General features: G+C 75.1%; 14 protein-coding genes, 1 tRNA gene and 1 other RNA gene. 6 read left to right on the top strand and 10 right to left on the bottom strand.

The features are described 5' to 3' along the window. Positions 1-85 precede the first annotated feature (85 nt). Entirely contained in the window at positions 86-2,128 is a 2,043-nt protein-coding gene (locus ACI78Q_RS00590; protein WP_456921349.1) for a TPM domain-containing protein, read from the bottom strand. Between the two features lie 113 nt (positions 2,129-2,241). Here ACI78Q_RS00590 and ACI78Q_RS00585 point away from each other — a divergent pair, with 113 nt between their 5' ends. Next, positions 2,242-2,598 carry a Rieske (2Fe-2S) protein gene (locus tag ACI78Q_RS00585; protein WP_456921348.1) on the top strand — a complete coding sequence of 119 codons (357 nt, stop codon included), beginning with the start codon at positions 2,242-2,244 and terminating at the stop codon, positions 2,596-2,598. Positions 2,599-2,659: 61 nt separating this feature from the next. On the opposite strand, the gene ACI78Q_RS00580 is transcribed toward ACI78Q_RS00585, so the two are convergent. The 6 genes from ACI78Q_RS00580 to ACI78Q_RS00555 form a co-directional block, all read right to left on the bottom strand. Further along, a complete protein-coding gene (locus ACI78Q_RS00580; RefSeq protein ID WP_456921347.1) occupies positions 2,660-4,354 on the bottom strand; it encodes a dipeptide ABC transporter ATP-binding protein in 1,695 nt (564 codons plus the stop codon). After that, positions 4,351-5,415, bottom strand: coding sequence for an ABC transporter permease (locus ACI78Q_RS00575; RefSeq protein ID WP_456921346.1), 1,065 nt, complete (start codon positions 5,413-5,415; stop codon positions 4,351-4,353). Before ACI78Q_RS00575 ends, ACI78Q_RS00580 begins: the two co-directional genes overlap by 4 nt. Beyond that, positions 5,415-6,515, bottom strand: coding sequence for an ABC transporter permease (locus tag ACI78Q_RS00570; RefSeq protein ID WP_456921345.1), 1,101 nt, complete (start codon positions 6,513-6,515; stop codon positions 5,415-5,417). The genes ACI78Q_RS00575 and ACI78Q_RS00570 overlap by 1 nt, the downstream gene beginning before the upstream one ends. A 105-nt stretch (positions 6,516-6,620) precedes the next feature. Continuing rightward, positions 6,621-8,261, bottom strand: coding sequence for an ABC transporter substrate-binding protein (locus tag ACI78Q_RS00565; RefSeq protein WP_456921343.1), 1,641 nt, complete (start codon positions 8,259-8,261; stop codon positions 6,621-6,623). 379 nt (positions 8,262-8,640) lie between these two features. Further along, positions 8,641-9,240: a recombination mediator RecR gene (gene recR, locus ACI78Q_RS00560; RefSeq protein ID WP_456921342.1), complete on the bottom strand. Its 600-nt coding sequence runs from the start codon at positions 9,238-9,240 to the stop codon at positions 8,641-8,643. Positions 9,241-9,274: 34 nt separating this feature from the next. Further along, positions 9,275-9,610 carry a YbaB/EbfC family nucleoid-associated protein gene (locus ACI78Q_RS00555; RefSeq protein ID WP_419752098.1) on the bottom strand — a complete coding sequence of 112 codons (336 nt, stop codon included), beginning with the start codon at positions 9,608-9,610 and terminating at the stop codon, positions 9,275-9,277. A gap of 141 nt (positions 9,611-9,751) precedes the next feature. Between ACI78Q_RS00555 and ACI78Q_RS00550 the strand changes: the two genes are divergently transcribed. Further along, the gene (locus ACI78Q_RS00550) at positions 9,752-10,117 is read left to right on the top strand and encodes an ArsR/SmtB family transcription factor (protein WP_456921341.1); all 366 of its coding nucleotides are present in this window, start codon (positions 9,752-9,754) and stop codon (positions 10,115-10,117) included. Beyond that, on the top strand, positions 10,114-10,596 hold the full coding sequence (locus ACI78Q_RS00545; RefSeq protein ID WP_456921339.1) for an SRPBCC family protein: 483 nt from the start codon (positions 10,114-10,116) through the stop codon (positions 10,594-10,596). The genes ACI78Q_RS00550 and ACI78Q_RS00545 overlap by 4 nt, the downstream gene beginning before the upstream one ends. 81 nt (positions 10,597-10,677) lie before the next feature. On the opposite strand, the gene ACI78Q_RS00540 is transcribed toward ACI78Q_RS00545, so the two are convergent. Both ACI78Q_RS00540 and ffs read right to left on the bottom strand, forming a co-directional pair. Next, positions 10,678-13,041: a DNA polymerase III subunit gamma and tau gene (locus ACI78Q_RS00540; RefSeq protein WP_456921338.1), complete on the bottom strand. Its 2,364-nt coding sequence runs from the start codon at positions 13,039-13,041 to the stop codon at positions 10,678-10,680. 78 nt (positions 13,042-13,119) lie between these two features. After that, positions 13,120-13,215: signal recognition particle sRNA small type (gene ffs / locus ACI78Q_RS00535), an RNA gene on the bottom strand. 204 nt (positions 13,216-13,419) lie between these two features. Here ffs and ACI78Q_RS00530 point away from each other — a divergent pair. Beyond that, positions 13,420-14,385 carry a DMT family transporter gene (locus ACI78Q_RS00530; RefSeq protein ID WP_456921337.1) on the top strand — a complete coding sequence of 322 codons (966 nt, stop codon included), beginning with the start codon at positions 13,420-13,422 and terminating at the stop codon, positions 14,383-14,385. Positions 14,386-14,430: 45 nt separating this feature from the next. Here the strand turns inward: ACI78Q_RS00530 and ACI78Q_RS00525 are convergent. Beyond that, positions 14,431-14,515: transfer RNA gene (locus ACI78Q_RS00525), tRNA-Ser, on the bottom strand. A 162-nt stretch (positions 14,516-14,677) separates the two neighbouring features. Here ACI78Q_RS00525 and ACI78Q_RS00520 point away from each other — a divergent pair. Both ACI78Q_RS00520 and ACI78Q_RS00515 read left to right on the top strand, forming a co-directional pair. After that, complete coding sequence (locus ACI78Q_RS00520; RefSeq protein ID WP_456921336.1) at positions 14,678-15,025, top strand: hypothetical protein; 348 nt, start codon at positions 14,678-14,680, stop codon at positions 15,023-15,025. Positions 15,026-15,062: 37 nt separating this feature from the next. After that, positions 15,063-16,697 (top strand): protein kinase domain-containing protein, encoded by a 1,635-nt coding sequence (locus ACI78Q_RS00515; RefSeq protein ID WP_456921335.1) that lies wholly within the window; start codon positions 15,063-15,065, stop codon positions 16,695-16,697. The last annotated feature ends 56 nt before the right edge of the window (positions 16,698-16,753 follow it).

The following is a 16,753-nucleotide window of genomic DNA, read 5'->3' as shown; positions in this document are numbered from 1 at the left end:
TCGGGGCGTCCGGACTGTAGGCACGCGCGGCGATCGCGCACAGTTCCCCAGCCGACCGTGGAGCGCGTCTCCCGCTCCCGGCCGGTCAGAAGCGCCCTCCGCCGCCACGGCGGCCGCCGCCGGAGGAGCGCCGCCCACCGCCGGAGCTGCGCGTGCCGCCGGACCGGCGACCCCCACCGCCGAAGCCGCTGCTGCGGTAGCCGCCGCGCGACCCGCCGCCGCCGCCGCCGCCGCCGAAGAGGATGCCGCCGAGCACCAGGCTGCCCAGGTCCACGCCGCCCCGGCCGGGGTACCCGCCGCCGAAGCCGCCCGGCCCGAAGCCACCGCCGCCGAAGCCGCCGCCTCCGAAGCCGCCCGGGGCGCCGGCCCACGAGCCGACGTCGCCGCGGGCGGCGTCGAGCGCCTGGCGGGCCAGCGCGTCGGCCTGCTGCGCCTCGCGCAGCGCCCCGACCGGGTCGGACCGCCCCTGCGCCACGGCCGCGTCCAGGTGGCGCTGCGCCTCGGCGAGCCGGGTGCGGGCCCCCGGGCCGACGGCGCCCCGCCGGGTGCTCACGAAGTCGGCCGCCGCCGTGATCGCCGACCGCGCGGCCAGCAGCGCCGAGTCCAGCGCGGCGGCGGCACGGCGGGCCTGGGCCTGGGCGTCCCGGGCGCCGCCGAGGGCCTGCTCGAGGGCGGCGTCGGCCTCCTCCAGCTGCCGGAGGGCCGCCAGCGGGTCGGGGCGGCCGTCCGCCGGGGTGAGCGCGGCCGTGGCCGAGGCCAGCGCCGCCTCGGCCCGGGCCACCTGCGGCGCGAGCCCGGTGCGGTCCCCCGCGGCGACCAGCGCCCGCGCCTCGGCGAGGTCCCCCTCCGTCTCGGTCCGGACCGCCGCCACCCGCCCGGCCGCCGCGTCCAGGTCCGCGGCCAGCCGGCCGACGGCGTCGAGCAGGGTGACGGTCGAGGCGACGGCGTCCTCGGCGGCCCGGACGTCGGTCACCGCCGCCCCCGGGTGTCCCGCGGCGAGGTCGCCCCGGGCCTCGGCGATCTCCTGCTCGGCCGCGGCCAGCCGCGCCCGTGCCTCGGCCACGTTGTCGGCGACCGGCGCGAGGGCCGTCTCGGCGTAGCGCCCACGCAGCTCCTGCAGCCGCTGCTCCTCCGCGGGCACGCGGGCCCGCAGCTCGGCGATCCGCGGCTCGAGGGCGTCGAGCACCTGCGGTGCGGTGCGCTCGAGATCGCGCAGCTGCGCGAAGGCCTCGGCCTGGTCGTCGAGCCGAGCGTCCGCGGTCGCCACCAGCGCCAGCAGCTCGGTCAGCAGCCGCCGCGTCGCCGCGTCGTCCTCCGGCACCTCGTCGTCGAGTTGCTGGCGCAGGGCGAAGGCGCGCGCGAGCTCGGCCTCGGACTCCGCCAGCGCGGTGTCGAACCCCGTCACCGCCTCCGGGCCGTACTGCGCGCGGGCGTAGTCGAGGTCGATCCGCGAGGTCTGCACCTGCTCGTCGAGTTCCAGGAGCGCCGCGCCCGCGCGGTTGCGCAGCTCCTCGGTGGGGACGCCGGCGTGCGGGTCGGCCGGGCCGGCCTCCGGCTGCCGCGCCGTCCGGGCCCGCCGCCGCGAGCGGGTGACCAGCCAGGCCCCGCCGCCGACGACGGCCAGCCCGCCGACGACCAGCAGCGCGGTGGTCCCCCCGCCGCCTCCGCCCCCGCCGCTCCCGCCGCGCAGGCCGTCGGCCAGGGCCACCACGGCGCCGTCCCAGTCGCCCTCGGACAGCGCCGGCTCGACGTCCTGGGCCAGCAGCGTGTCCACCTCCGCGTCGGAGAGCCGGAAGCCCTCGTCGACCGAGACGCCGTAGGCGCGGTCATCGACGGCCACGGCGAACAGCACGTCGGTGCTGCCCAGCTGGGACGCCGCCGCGGCGTCGGTGGCCCACTCCTCGCCGGAGGCGCCGTCGAAGCTCCCGACGAACGCGACCCACAGCTGGGTGCCGTCCTCGGCGCGCAGCGCGTCGAGCGCCTCCTCGACCCGGGCCTCGTCGCCGGCCAGCGCCCCGACCTGGTCGGTCACCTGCTCCTCGAGCCGGGAGGGCGGCACGGCCAGGGCCGGGCCACCCGCGACCAGCAGCACGGCCAGCATCCCCAGGACGACGACCAGCCGCCGCACGGGCACCTCCGAGGTGGGACGACGATCGCAGCGCTCGCGACCCTACCGACGCCGGAGGGGTCCGGGCGCGCCGCGCGGGGTACGGGCGCCGGACGTCGTCCCGAGGAGGCCCCGTGTCCGAGCCCGACCGCATCCCCGCCGCCGACCTGCCGCCCGGGGCGGTCCGCCGCGTCGGCGACTGGGCGGTGGGCAACCGGGACGGCCGGTACTTCGCCGTGTCGCGCCGCTGCCGGCACCAGCTGGCCGACCTGTCCGAGGGCAGCCTGGACGCCGAGGGCTGCCTGGTCTGCCCGTGGCACCAGAGCCGCTACGACGTCCGCACCGGGGAGATGGTCGAGGGGCCGCGTGGCTTTCTCGGCTACCACGGGCCGACGCCGGGCTACACGCAGCTGGTGGCGGCGTTCGGCCGGCTGGCGCGGCTGCGGGTGCGACGGGCGGCCCGCCACGGCGACGACGTCGTCGTGGAGTGAGGGGTGGCCCCGCCCCGGGTCCCGCACCGAGCCTGCGAGGGGTGGGGAGGACGGGGTCCTTCTACTCGCGCAGCTGCTGCCAGACCGCCCGGCGGCGGGCCTGCTCGTCGGGGTCGGGCACGGGCAGCGAGGCCAGCAGCCGCTGGGTGTACGGGTGCTGCGGCGACCCGAGCACCTCCGCACCCGTACCCTCCTCGACCAGCCGGCCGCGGTAGAGCACCGCGATCCGGTCGGCCAGCAGGTCGACGACGGCGAGGTCGTGGCTGATGAACAGGCACGCGAAGCCCAGCTCCCGCTGCAGCTCGGCGAACAGCTCCAGCACCCGCGCCTGCACCGAGACGTCGAGGGCGGAGGTCGGCTCGTCGGCGATGAGCAGCTCGGGGTCGAGGGCGAGCGACCGGGCCAGGCTGGCCCGCTGCCGCTGTCCGCCGGAGAGCTCGTGCGGGAACCGGTCGCCGAAGCTCCGCGGCAGCTGCACCGCCTCCAGCAGCTCGTCGACCCGGCCGCGCGCGGCCCGCGGGTCGCCGGCCCTCCCGTTGACGACCAGCGGCTCGGCGACCGCCTCGGCGATGGTCAGCAGCGGGTTGAAGCTGGACGCCGGGTCCTGGAAGACGAACCCGATGCGGCGGCGCACCGGCCGGAACGCCTTCTCCCTGACCCCGCGCATCTCGGTGCCGAGCACCGACAGCGAGCCGTCGGTGACCCGGGTCAGCCCGGCGATGGCCCGCCCGATCGTCGTCTTGCCGCTGCCGCTCTCGCCGACCAGCCCGAGCACCTCACCGGGCCGGATGGCGAAACTGACCCCGTCCACGGCGACGAAGTCCGGCTTGCGCAGCCGGCCGGGGTAGACGATCCGCAGGTCGCGGGCCTCGACGACCGGGGTCGACGCCGCCCAGCCCGGGGGCCGGGTCGCCGCCCGCTCCTGGGCACGGGCCCGGCCCTCGCCCAGCCGGGGCACCGAGCCGAGCAGCTGGCGGGTGTACTCGTCCCGCGGGGCGGAGAACAGCGTCCGGACGTCGGCCTGCTCGACGATCCGGCCCTGGTACATGACCGCCACCCGGTCGGCGAGGTCGGCGACGACGCCCATGTTGTGGGTGATGAGCACGATCGCGGCGCCGAACTCGTCGCGGCAGCGGCGCAGCAGGTCCAGGATCTCGGCCTGCACGGTGACGTCGAGGGCGGTGGTCGGCTCGTCGGCGATGATCACGCCGGGGTCGAGCACCAGCGCCTGGGCGATGACGATGCGCTGCTTCTGCCCGCCGGAGAACTGGTGCGGGTAGTGGTCGACCCGCTGCTCGGGGTCGGGGATGCCGACCCGCCGCAGGACGTCGACCGCCTTGGCCCGGGCCTCCTTGCGGGAGAGGTTCCCGTGCGCCCGCAGCCCCTCGGCGATCTGCCAGCCGACCGGGTAGACCGGGTTGAGCGCGGTCGAGGGCTCCTGGAACACCATCGCGGCGTCCCGGCCCCGGACGTCGCCGAGCTGCCGGCGGGACAGCGTGACGACGTCGTGCTGCGCCGTCCCGTCCTTGCTGCGCAGCACCACCGCGCCGCGGGTGGCCGCGGTCTCCGGCAGCAGGCCGAGGATGCTGCGGGCGGTCACGGTCTTGCCGCTGCCGCTCTCCCCCACGACCGCGAGCACCTCGCCGGCGGCCACCGACAGGCTCACGCCCTGGACGGCGGTGATCGTCCCGGCGTCGGTGGCGAAGGAGACCGACAGGTCGTCGATGTCGACGACGTCGTCGCGTGCGGTGGTCACAGTGCGTTCCCTCCGGTCCCCTCGAGTCCGGCCAGCCCACCCGGCCCGGCCCCCAGCGAGCCGCCCGGCACGACGGACGTCTCCGCGGTCTCCCCGGCGTCCGCAGCGCGCCGGCTGCGCAGCCGCGGGTCGGCCAGGTCGTTGAGGCTCTCCCCGACCAGCGTCAGGCCGAGGACGACGAGCACGATCGCCGAGCCGGGGAAGATCGACGTCCACCAGATGCCGCTGGTGACGTCGGACAGCGACTTGTTCAGGTCGAAGCCCCACTCCGCGGCCGCGGTCGGCTCGATGCCGAAGCCGAGGAAGCCCAGCCCGGCGAGGGTGAGGATCGCCTCGGAGGCGTTGAGCGTGAGGATCAGCGGCAGGGTGCGGGTGGCGTTGCGCAGCACGTGCCGGCTCATGATCCGCCAGTGCCCGGCGCCGACGACCCGGGCGGACTCGACGTAGGCCTCGCCCTTGATCCGCACCGTCTCGGCGCGGACCACCCGGAAGTACTGCGGGATGAACACGACGGTGATCGAGATGGCCGCGGCCAGGATGCCGCCGAACAGGCTGGACTGCCCGCCGCTGATCACGATCGCCATGACGATCGCCAGCAGCAGCGACGGGAAGGCGTAGACCGCGTCGCAGACGACGACCAGCACCCGGTCGAGCCAGCCGCCGAAGTAGCCGGAGACCAGGCCGAGCAGCACGCCGGCGAACAGCGACAGCACGATGGCGACCACGATCACCATGAGCGCGGTGCGCGACCCGTAGACGACGCGGCTGAGCACGTCGTACCCGCCGACGGTGGTGCCGAGCCAGTGCTCCGACGAGGGCGGCTGCTGGGCGCCGAAGGCGCCGTCGGCGTCCCGGAGCTGGTTGTAGCCGTAGGGCGCGAGCAGCGGCGCCAGCAGCGCGGTGAGCAGGAACACCGCGGCCAGGACGAGGCCGGTGACGAGCATCCCGCGCTGCAGCCCGACGCTCTGCCGCAACTGGTGGACGACGGGCAGCCGGCGCCAGCCGCGGCGGGTGGGGTCGGTGCCGGGGGTCTGCTCGACGGCAGGGGCGGCGGTGGCCATCAGTATCTCACCCGGGGGTCGATGAGCGCGGCGATGACGTCGACGAGGAAGTTGGTGACCGCGACGATGACGGCCAGCATGGCGACGATGCCCTGGACGGCGACGAAGTCCCGCGCCTGCAGGTACTCGGCCAGCTGGAAGCCCAGGCCCTTCCACTCGAAGGTCGTCTCGGTGAGCACCGCGCCGCCCATGAGCAGCGCGACCTGCAGGCCGATGACGGTGATGATCGGGATGAGCGCGGGCCGGTAGGCGTGCTTGCGCAGCAGTCGCCGCTCGGCGACGCCGCGGGAGCGGGCGGCCTCGACGTACCCGGAGCCGAACGTGCCGATGACGTTGGTGCGCACCAGCCGCAGGAACACCCCGGCGGTCAGCAGGCCGAGCGCGATCGCCGGCAGCACCGCGTGCTCGAGGACGTCGAGGACGACCTCGCCGTTGCCCAGCCGGATCGCGTCGATGAGGTAGATGCCGGTCGGGTTGTCGAGGAACTGCAGCTCGATCTCGGCCCGGGTGGAGGCGCGGCCGGCCACCGGCAGCCAGCCCAGCCAGCTGGAGAAGACCAGCTTGAGCACCAGGCCGGCGAAGAAGACGGGGGTCGCGTAGCAGAGGATCGCGAAGACCCGCAGCACGGCGTCGGGCCACCGGTCACGCGCGTAGGCGGCCAGCCGCCCGAACGGGATGCCGACGACGAAGGCCACCAGCAGCGCGTAGCAGGCCAGCTCGAGGGTCGCCGTCCCGAAGGTGGTGAGCACCTCGGTGACGGGGCGGCGGTCGGACAGCGTCGTCCCGAAGTCGCCGGTGAACACGTTGCCGAGGTACTCGAGGTACTGCACGATGATCGGCCGGTCGTACCCGGCCTCGTGCACCCGCGCCGCCAGCTCCGCCCCGGTCAGCCGCCCCCCGAGCGCGGCGGTGATCGGGTCACCGGTCGAGCGCATCAGGAAGAACACCGTCGTCACGAGGATGAAGACGGTCGGGAAGATCAGCAGGAAGCGGATCAGGATGTAGGGGCCCAGGCCGCCCCCGCCACCGCGACGTCTGCGCGCCGGCGCGTCCTCCTGGGTCGGCTCGCCGGCCGCGAGCTCGGGCGCTGCTGTGGTCATGGCCTTCCTCCGTGCGTGCGTGGTCCGCACATGGGTGGCCCCGGGTGACTCCGCCGTGCGGCGGGGTCACCCGGGGCCGGTGTCGCTACCTTCTCAGGCCGGTCGTCAGCCCCGGCTCAGGGCTCCGTAGCGGAACTTGAAGGACGCGTCGAGCGTGTCGCCCGCGCCCTCCACGCCCGTCCGGACGACGGCGACCTGCGAGCCCTGCAGGTAGGGCACGGTGGACAGGTCCGCGGCGACGAGGTCCTGGATCTGCTCGATCAGGGCCGTCCGCTGGGCCGGGTCCGCCGTGGCCAGCTGCTGCAGGATGAGGTCGTTGACCTGCTGGTTCTCGTAGTGGTTGGCGAGGAAGTTCTCCAGCTTGAAGAACGGCGACAGGTAGTTGTCGGCGTCCGAGTAGTCCGGGAACCAGCCCAGCTGGTAGGCCGGGTACACGTCGGCGACGCGGTCCTCGGAGTACTGCACCCACTCGGTGGTCTGCAGGTCGACCTGGAACAGGCCGGTGGACTCCAGCTGGTCCTTGATCAGGGCGTACTCGTCACCGGAGGACGGCCCGTAGTGGTCGTTGGAGTACTGCAGGGAGAGCTGCACCGGGGTCTGCACGCCGGCGGCCTGCAGCACCTGCGCGGCCTTGTCCGCGTCCGGGCCACCGTTGCCGTCGCCGTAGAGCTCGCTCAGGGACTGGGTGGCGCCGGTCAGGCCGTCGGCGACGTAGGAGTACAGCGGGGAGTAGGTGCCGCGGTAGACCTGGTCGGCGATCTCCTGCCGGTCGATCAGGTTGGCCACCGCCTGGCGGACGGCGAGCGCCTTGGCCGGGTCGGCCTCCGGCGTCGAGGCGCCGTACGGCTGGGTGTTGAAGTTGAAGACGATGTAGCGGATCTCGCCGCCGGGGCCGTCCACGACCTGGACCTCGTCGTTGCCGCGCAGGTCGTCGATGTCGGTCGCGCTCAGGCTGCGGAAGGCGACGTCGATGTTGCCCTCCTCGATGTCCAGCTTGAGGTTCGAGGCGTCGGCGTAGTAGCGGACGTTGACCTGGTCGGTCGCAGGCGCGCCGAGGAGGCCCTGGTAGTCGGGGTAGGCCTCGTAGGAGATCAGGTTGTTCTGGTCGTAGTTGGTGATCGTGTACGGGCCGTGGAAGGCCTCGCCGTCGACGATGTCCTGGTCGGTGGTCAGCTCGGTCGCCGAGAAGACGTCCTCGTCGACGATCGGCCCGACCGGGCTGGACAGGACCTGCGGGAAGGTCTGGTCGTTGGGCTGCGTGAGGTGGAAGACGACCGTCTGGTCGTCGACGACCTCGGTGCTGTCGAGGTTGGCCAGCAGGGACGACGGGCCGTTCGGGTCCGCGATCGCCACCTGGCGGTCGAAGGTGAACTTGACGTCCGAGGCGGTCAGGTCGTTGCCATTGGCCCACTTCAGGCCCGACTTCAGCGTGACGGTGTAGTCGGTCGGCGAGGTGAACTCGGCCGACTCGGCGATGTCCGGCACGACGTCCGGGCTGCCGAAGTCGGTGTTCATCAGGAACGGGAACACCTGGTTCATGACGGCGAACGAGCCGTTGTCGTACGAACCCGCGGGGTCCAGCGTCGTGATCTTGTCGGTGGTGCCGATCGTCAGGGCGTCACCGCCCCCACCGCCCGAACCACCGTCGTCGCCGTCGCTCCCGCCGCACGCCGTCAGCGCCAGCGCGGTGACCGCGAGGCCCGCCGTGGCCGCGCGCACGCGCCGGCCGGTCAGAACGGAACTCATCCGCCTACCTTCGTTCTTCCTGAGATCCCCCGAGGACGCCGGAGATGTTCCAGGTCACACCGGGGTATGGGTGTTGGTTACCCATGCGTAGCACAGGGTTCTCCGCTCCCAGGAGTCCCTCCGGGGACTGTTACCGCCTCGTGATTGCCCCGTTCAGGCGTCGATGTCCCACGGACGGCTTCCGCCCCTGGCCCCGTCCAGCGCACCGCCCCGAGCCTGCGAGGGGTGGGGAGGACGGGGTCCCCCTTGGCCCCTGGCCCCGTCCCGGGCACCGCCCCGAGCCTGCGAGGGGTGGGGAGGACGGGGTCCCCCTTGGCCCCTGGCCCCGTCCCGGGTACCGCCCCGAGCCTGCGAGGGGTGGGGAGGACGGGGTCCTTTCTCACGCGTCGATGCGGCGGCGGCCCTCGAAGGCCCGACCCAGCGTGATCTCGTCGGCGTACTCCAGGTCGCCGCCCACGGGCAGCCCGCTGGCCAGCCGCGAGACGGCCAGCCCCATCGGCCCGACCAGCCGGGCGAGGTAGGCGGCGGTGGCCTCCCCCTCGAGGTTGGGGTCGGTGGCGATGATCAGCTCGGTGACCGTGCCGTTCATCAGCCGGGTCATCAGCTCCTTGACCCGCAGGTCGTCGGGGCCGACGCCCTCGATCGGGCTGATCGCGCCGCCGAGCACGTGGTAGCGGCCGCGGAACTCGCGGGTGCGCTCGATGGCGACGACGTCCTTGGGCTCCTCGACGACGCAGATGACGTCGTCACTGCGCCGCGGGTCGCGGCAGATCCGGCACTGCTCACCCTCGGCGACGTTGAAGCAGGTCACGCAGAACCGGACCTCGGCCTGGACGCGCTGCAGCGCCGCCACCAGGCGCCCGACGTCGGCGGACTCGGACGCCAGCAGGTGGAAGGCGATGCGCTGGGCGCTCTTCGGCCCGACGCCGGGGAGCCGGCCGAGCTCGTCGATGAGGTCCTGGACGGCCCCCTCGTACACGGTGATCCTCCAGTCGCGGAGGGGATGCTGCGGCTCAGAGGCCGGGCAGCCCCAGGCCGCCGCCGAGGCCGCCGGCGAGCGGCCCCATCCGGCTGGCGGTGAGTTCGTTGACCTGACGCGAGGCGTCGCGCACGGCGGCGACGACGAGGTCCTGCAGGGTCTCGACGTCGGACGGGTCGACCGCCTCGGGCGCGATCGTGACCGCGGACAGCTCGCCCTGGCCGGTCATCGTCGCGGTGACGAGCCCGCCGCCGGCCGAGCCGGTCACCGTCTCCTGCGCCAGCTGCTCCTGCGCGGCAGCCAGCTGCTGCTGCATCTGCTGCGCCTGCTCGAGCAGGCGTGCCATGTCGGGCTGACCACCGGGGAACATGCCCCGAGCGTAGGCCGCGGGTACGACCGGCGCCGGGACCGACGGGCCGAGCACCTTCCTCAACCAGACGGTTGACAACAGTCCGACACCGGGCCACCCTCTTACTCAACCGATTGGTTGACGAGGAGGGAGGTCCCCCCGATGGCCGCTGATCCGTTGTCGCGGGTCTTCGCGGCCCTGGCCGATCCCACCCGGCGCGACATGGTCGCCCGGCTCACGGTGGCCGACGCCACCGTCGGGGAGCTCGCCGAGCCCTACGAGGTGAGCGTCCAGGCCGTCTCCAAGCACCTGCGCGTGCTCGAGGACGCCGGCCTGGTCACCCGCAGCCGCGACGCCCAGCGCCGCCCGGTGCACCTGGAAGCGGAGGTCTTCGACCTCATGACCACGTGGATCGAGCGCTACCGCCGCCAGGCCGAGGAGCGCTACCGCCGCCTGGACGACGTCCTCCGGTCCATGCCGGACGACGACACCCCGACCCGCACCCGCCCCGAAGGGAACCCGACGTGACCACCTCCACGCACGAGACGCAGATCATCGCCGACACCGAGGTCCCGCTGATCCGGATCATCCGGGAGTTCGACGCCCCGCCGTCGAAGGTGTTCCGTGCCCACACCGACCCCGACCTGCTGGTCCAGTGGCTCGGCCCGCGGGGCCTGGAGATGACGATCGACCACTACGACTGCCGCACCGGCGGCTCCTACCGCTACCTGCACCGGCAGGACGGCGAGGAGTACGGCTTCCGCGGCTGCTTCCACGAGGTGCGGCCGGACGAGCTGATCGTGCAGACCTTCACGTTCGAGGGCGTGCCCGACGGCGTCGCGCTGGAGAAGCTGGTGCTCGAGGACCTCGGCGACGGTCGCACCCGGCTGACCGCGACCTCCCTGGTGGACTCCTTCGAGGGCCGCGACGCGTTCGTGGCCAGCGGCATGGAGGTCGGCGTCCGCGAGGGCTACGAGCGCCTCGACGAGGTCCTGGCCCGGAGCTGAAGAAGGCCCCCCACCACTCGCAGGCTCGCGGCGGGCCCGCAGGGGGGCGCCCGGGCCTGCGAGCCGTGGAGGGCCTCTGCTTCAGTCGTCGATGGGGCGGGCGCCGAGTTGGGCCCGCAGCAGCGACAGCGCCGCCTGCTCCGGGTCGACCACCGGCTCCGGCTCGCGCTCCCCCGCACCCTCGGCGGCCCGTTCGGCCATGAGCTCGCGGGCCTCCGCGACCTCCGCGGCCCGCGCCGCCTCGCGCGCGGCCTCCGGGGCGACGGCGGGACCAGCACCGCGGGACGTGGCGCCCTCGACGACGACCTGCACCTTCCAGCGCACGCCGAGCAGCTCCTGCAGCGACTGCCGGACGACGTCCTTGTTCAGGTCGTCGCCGAGCATCTTGGCCAGGGCCGGCGAGGTGGCCGCGAGGGTGAGGGTGCCGTTGCCGAGGTCGTGCACCTGCGCGCTCTTGAGCAGCGCCTCGGTCGTGCGCTTGTGGCCGCGGACGACCTTCAGCAGCTCGGGCCACACCCGGCGGACGTCGGCGGTGCCGAGCTCGCCCTCGCCTGCGGACTGCTCCGGCTCGGCCGAGACCACCGGCGTCGGCTCGCCCCCGCGCGGCGCGGGCGAGGACTCCGCCGCGGCCCGCGGCGCGGGGTCCGCGGCCGGCCGGGGCTGCTCGAGGCGGGTGGCCGCCGCGGCAGCCGCGGCGGGGTGCGGCTGGTGCGGCCAGTCCTCGTCGTCGGTGGGCTCCGGCGGGAGGGGGATGTCCGGCTCGCCCTCGGCGACGCGGGGCCGCCGACGCTCCTCCGCGGGCGCCGGCTCGGGAGCCGCCGGCGGCGCGGGCTTCCGCGCGGGAGCACCACCGGAGCCGGGCGGGGTGGTCGCGGGCCAGCCGTCGTCGGCCACCGGAGCCGGGCGGGAGGCCGGCGCACCGGAGCCCGGCGGGGTGGTCGCGGGCCAGCCGTCGTCGGTGGCCGGACGGGCCGCTGCCGGTGCCGACGGCTGCGGCTCGGCGGCCGGCCGGGATGGCGGGGAGGCCGCCGCCGGTGGGGTCGCGGGCCGCTCCGCAGGCGGCGGGGTCGCCGGCCGCTCCGCCGGAGCGGGCGGGGTCGGCGCGGCCGGGGTCGCCGGTGCCGCGGCCTCCGTGGCCTGCGACCTGCGGACGAACTCCCGCCGCGGGCCGCCGGCCGGCGCGGGGGCGGGCGGGGCGTCGTCCACCGGCGGGCGGCGGACCTCCGCCACCGGGGGCGCCTCGGCGACCGCTCCCCCACCCGCCCGCCCCGCGTGCTCACCGGCGATCGACATCCGGCGCTCGAGGCGCTCCAGCCGCTGCAGCGTGGCGACCGCCGAGTCGTCGGTGCCGGGCAGCAGCATCCGCGCGCACACCAGCTCGAGCAGCAGCCGCGGCGCCGTCGTCCCCCGCATCTCGGTGAGGCCGTCGTGGACGGTGTCGGCCATCCGCGACAGCGTCGCCGAGCCCAGCGCCCGGGCCTGCGAGGTCATGAGGTCCAGCCGGTCGGGCGGGCAGTCGAGCAGCCCGTTGCCGCCGGCGTCGGGCACGGCGTCCAGCACGATGAGGTCGCGGAGCCGGTCGAGCAGGTCGGTGGCGAAGCGCCGTGGGTCGTGCCCGGCCTCGACCACCCGGTCGACCGCGCGGAAGACGCCGGGCGCGTCGTGCGCGGCGAGGGCGTCGATCGTCTCGTCGAGCAGGGCGTCGTCGGTGACGCCGAGCAGCCCGACGGCGCTCTTGTATGTGACCCCGTCGGGCCCGGCCCCCGCCAGCAGCTGGTCGAGGATCGACAGCGAGTCGCGCACCGAGCCCCCACCGGCCCGGACCACCAGCGGGAACACCGTCGGCTCGACCTGCACGCCCTCGGCGGCACAGGTCTTCTCCAGCAGGCCGCGCAGCGTCGTCGGGGGCACCAGCCGGAACGGGTAGTGGTGGGTGCGCGAGCGGATGGTGGGGAGCACCTTGTCCGGCTCGGTGGTGGCGAAGACGAAGACGAGGAACTCCGGCGGCTCCTCGACCACCTTGAGCAGGGCGTTGAAGCCCTGCGTGGTCACCATGTGCGCCTCGTCGACGATGTAGACCTTGTAGCGGCTGTTCACCGGCGCGAAGAAGGCCCGCTCGCGCAGGTCGCGGGCGTCGTCGACACCACCGTGACTGGCCGCGTCGATCTCGATGACGTCGAGCGAGCCGGGGCCGTCGGGCGCCAGCGCGACGCACGAGCCGCACACCCCGCAGGGCGTGGACGTCGGCCCCTGCTCGCAGTTCAGCGACCGGGCGAGGATCCGCGCCGAGGAGGTCTTGCCGCACCCGCGGGGGCCGCTGAAGAGGTAGGCGTGGTTGATCCGCCCGCCGTCGACGGCGTTGACCAGCGGGGTGGTCACGTGCTCCTGGCCGACCACCTCGGCGAAGGTCGCCGGGCGGTACTTCCGGTAGAGCGCCAGTGCCACGGAGGCGAGGTTACGTGGGCCGGGCGACGGATCGGCGCACCGCCGGTGTGACCCGGTCGCGGGGGCCGGGCCGGGAAACGAAGGGACCCCCCGCGCACCCGCCAGAGCCCGCTTATCCTTGCTGCCTTCCGGCCCTGGGGAGGTTCACAGGATGACGCCACGCGAGGGGTCGCCTCCCACTGTAGGTCACGAACCCCCGCCCGCGGCCGCGGCCCCCCGGCTACCCTCCGACGGCATGACGCCCCGGCGCGCCCTCGTCCTGCCCCCGCCCCGCTCCTGACCCGGAGCACCGCGGGCTGACCCCGCCCGGCACCCTGCCGGGCCGCTGCGCCGTGCTCCGGACCGCCTCCCCGATCCGGATCTGCGACCAGGAGCGTCATGTCCAGCCCGACCCGAGCCGCGACCAGCGGCTCCCCCGCCACGCCCGCGACCGGCGGCTTCGTCCTCGTCGTCCTCGCCGCCCTCTGCTGGGGCACCGCCGGCGTCAGCGGCCGCATCGTCGCCGACCACAGCGACCTCGGTCCGCTCGACATCGCCTGGCACCGCATGGCGATCGGCGCCGCCGTCCTGCTCGCCGCGCACGTGCTCACCCGCCGCCGGCGCGCCGGCAGCGCCGTCCCGCTCACCCGTCCGGTCGCCGTCCGGCTGGCGCTGGTCGCGGCCGGGCTGGCCGCCTACCAACTGGCCTACTTCGCCGCCGTCGCCCGGGCCGGGGTGAGCATCGCCACGCTCGTCGCGCTCGGGCTGGCGCCGCTGCTCATCGCCGTGGGCGCGGCCCTGCTGGGCCACGGCCGCCCGGACCGGCCCACCGTCGTCGCCCTCCTCACCGCACTCACCGGTCTGGGCCTGCTGGTGGGGCTCACCGCCGGCGCCTCGGCCGGGACGGCGGTGCTGCTGGGCGCCCTCCTCGCGGTCGGCTCGGCCCTCGGCTACGCCGTGGTGACCCTGGCCGGCGGTGCGGTCCCGGCCGGCGTCCCGGTGACGCTGGCCGGCTTCGTCGGTGGGGCTCTGCTGCTCACTCCCGTCGCGCTGGCCGCCGGGCTGCGGCTGACCGGCGATCCGGTCGCCCTGCTCACCCTGCTGTACCTGGGCGCGGTGCCGAGCGCCGCCGCCTACGCCCTGTTCTTCCGCGGCGTGCGGACGGTGCCGGGCGCGGTGGCGGCGATCGTCACCCTGCTGGAGCCGGTGACGGCGACGGCGCTGGCCACGGCGTTCCTCGGCGAGCGACTCCCGGTGGGCGCGCTGATGGGCGGGGTGCTGGTGCTCGCCGCCGTCACCGGCCTCTACCTGCGCCGGCTGGGTTCCCCGGCCGCCGGGGACGTCGTCACCCGGCCCGGCGCCTGATGCACGGAGGCCGGGCCCCGCTGGTGCGGGACCCGGCCTCGGCTGCGGAGGATGGGAGATTCGAACTCCCGAGGGGTTGCCCCCAACCCGCTTTCCAAGCGAGCGCCATAGGCCACTAGGCGAATCCTCCAACTGCGCGGGCCAGGATACCGGGCGCCGTCCGGCCGGTCAGCCGCGGCACCCGGGCGGCGTGGCACGCGGCCGGGAACGGGGCGGTGTTTCCCGGCGGTCGGGTGGGGCAGGGTGGTCCGGAACGGGATCGACGGCCGGTGCAACACGAGAGGACGCCCCCATGAGCGAGACCGACCAGCTCCGGCCCGACGTCGTGGAGGCCATCGTCGCGGTGCTCCACGGCGCCGACCCCTCCGGCCTGCCGCCGACGGCGACCAAGGAGGAGAAGGACGCCGCGAAGGACCGCTACCTGTCCGAGTTCGTCGCCGAGCGCAGCAAGCGCGACCGGCAGACACGGGCGTGGGAGCTGCTGCTCACCCGGAGCTACGACGACCCGCCGACCTGGAAGCGGCTGTTCGACGACCTCTCCCCCGACGCCACCCAGGAGCTCGGCGAGCTCTACGACGTGCTGCCGGCCGGGGCGCAGGAGGAGTACGCCCGCCGGTTCGGCGTCCCCAGCGGCGTCTGACCGGCGCCGGCGCTCCGAGCGCGGGAACGGACCGGCGATGACCGCGCCGGGTGACCTGGTCGCCGGCCGCTACCAGCTGCTCGACCGCATCGGGGGCGGCGGCATGGGTGCGGTCTGGCTGGCCCGTGACGAGCGCCTGGGGCGCCACGTCGCGGTCAAGCAGGTGCTGCCCCCTCCCGGCGCCGACGCGGCGGCGGTGGAACGGCAGCGCCAGCGTGCGCTGCGAGAGGGCCGCATCGCCGCCCGGCTGAGCCACCTGCACGCCGTCTCGGTCTACGACGTCGCGGTCGAGGCCGGCTCCCCCTGGCTGGTCATGGAGTACCTGCCCTCGCGCAGCCTGGCGGAGGTGCTGCACGAGGACGGCGTGCTGCGGGTGGACCAGGTGGCGCAGATCGGGGCCCAGGTGGCCGACGCGCTGGTCGCCACTCACGACGCGGGCATCGTGCACCGCGACGTGAAACCGGCCAACGTGCTCATCGGCCAGGGGCCCGACGTCGACGGGCTGGTCAAGATCACCGACTTCGGCATCTCCCACGCCTCCGGGGACGTGACGCTGACCCAGACCGGCCAGATCACCGGCACGCCGGCGTTCCTGGCGCCGGAGGTGGCACGGGGCGAGGAGATGACGCCCGCGAGCGACGTCTTCTCCCTCGGTGCCACGCTGTACACCTGCATGGAGGGGCATCCGCCCTTCGGGATGGACGACAACCCGCTCCGGCTGCTGCACCGCGTCGCCGCGGGCGGCCCCCTGCCGCCTCGCCGTGCCGGCTCGCTCACCGGGCCGCTGACCCGCATGCTGGCCGACGACCCGGCACACCGGCCGACGATGACCGAGGTCCGCGACGAGCTGGCCCGGCTCGCGGCCGGCCGGGACGGCGACCCCACCACGGTGCTGCTGGCCCGCACCATCCTGCGCTCCTCGACCAACCGGCAGCGCACCGAGGAGCTGTCCACGAGCGCGGCGCCGGCCGTCGCGGCCGGGGCCGCCGACACCGCGGTCCAGGACGCACCACCGAGGCCGCGCACCCCCGCTGCGTCGGCCGCGCCCCGGTCGGGGACTGCCTCCGGCCCCACTCCGCCCCAGCAGCCGGTGCCGGTGCTCACCGGTCGGGCGCGGCGCCGGCCGTTGCTGGTGGCAGCGCTGCTCCTCGTGCTGCTGCTGGCCGGTGGCGGGGCCCTGTGGCTCACCACCCGCGGCGACCCGCCCGGGACGTCGGCCGACGCGGACACCCAGCGGCCGACGCAGGACGCCGAGCCGCCGTCGTCCGCCGCACCTGACGGCTCGGCCGGCGAGGCGGACACCCCGGCCTCCGACGACGCCGGTGACGCGCCGGCCGACGACCCGGCCGCCGTGGCCGAGGAGACGCTGGACGACTACTACGCGCTGCTGCCGGACGACCCCGACGCCGCGTACGACCTGACCGGCCCCACGCTGCAGGAGGCCGCCGATCCCGACTACTACCGGGACTTCTGGTCCCCGTGGTCGGAGGTGGAGCTGGCCGAGGTGCGCGACGTCGAGGAGCAGGACGGCGCGATCACCGCGACCACGGAGGTGCGCTTCACGCGGGACGACGGCAGCGCGGAGCTCGAGCTGCACGAGGTGCGACTCACGCAGGCCGACGACGGCCGATGGCTGGTCGACCTCGACCGGTACGTCCGGACGATCGGCTGACGCACGTACGACCGGAGCCTGGCGCTGACCAGCAACCTGGCCCGCCGGCCGCGCAT

The organism is Geodermatophilus sp. SYSU D00705 (assembly GCF_054050135.1).
Note: the sequence above shows the minus strand (reverse complement) of the source record. Positions and strands in the feature narration are given on the sequence as shown.